Origin of the sequence: Marinobacter sp. C7 (assembly GCF_022343555.1) — a bacterium.
Taxonomy (GTDB): domain Bacteria; phylum Pseudomonadota; class Gammaproteobacteria; order Pseudomonadales; family Oleiphilaceae; genus Marinobacter.
Map to the genome: position 1 here is coordinate 1 of NZ_JAKQZH010000067.1, position 569 is coordinate 569.

Annotated in this window: 1 protein-coding gene; it reads right to left on the reverse strand. The window is 61.2% G+C overall.

Annotation, left to right across the window (positions count from 1 at the left end):
* A partial coding sequence (locus MD273_RS18755) for a TonB-dependent receptor domain-containing protein (protein WP_239039282.1) occupies positions 1 to 569 on the reverse strand: 569 nt, incomplete at both ends.

Here is a 569-nt window from a genome sequence, read left to right on the forward strand (position 1 = left end):
GGATCGGTCACGGTCCAGTTGTTCTTGGTGATGTGGAAGACCGAAGCCGTGAACAGGCCGTCGAAGGCGAAGGGCTGGTACTTAAGTCCGCCTTCGAACTGGTAGCCATCCTCCGGCTCAAGCGGACCATCGGCGCTGTTGCCGATCAGCGGATTGAAGAAGGTCGACGCGCTGACATAGGGCGTGATGCCGTTGTCGAACTCGTAGGCCAGGCCGGCACGGCCGCTGACGGCATTGTCGTCGGAGGTGTAGGAAACGCTACCGAGATGGTCGTCGAGATCGGTGTGCACATAATCGTAGCGGCCGTTGAACGTCGCGATGAAGCCGTCGCCGAAGCGGATCTGGTCCTGGGCATAGAGCCCCAGCTGCTGCTGCGTCAGCGTCTGGTCGAGATAGACGCTGTTGGCGGGCTGCGGCGTTCCGTAGACGGGGTCCGTCACGCTGATCGGCGTTGCCGTCGACGAAGCCTGAACGCTATCCAGCTGGTAGTACTTGTAGTCGAGGCCCACCAGGATCTCGTGATCGAAAATGCCGGTGGTGACATTGCCATCGAGCCGGTTGTCGACGGC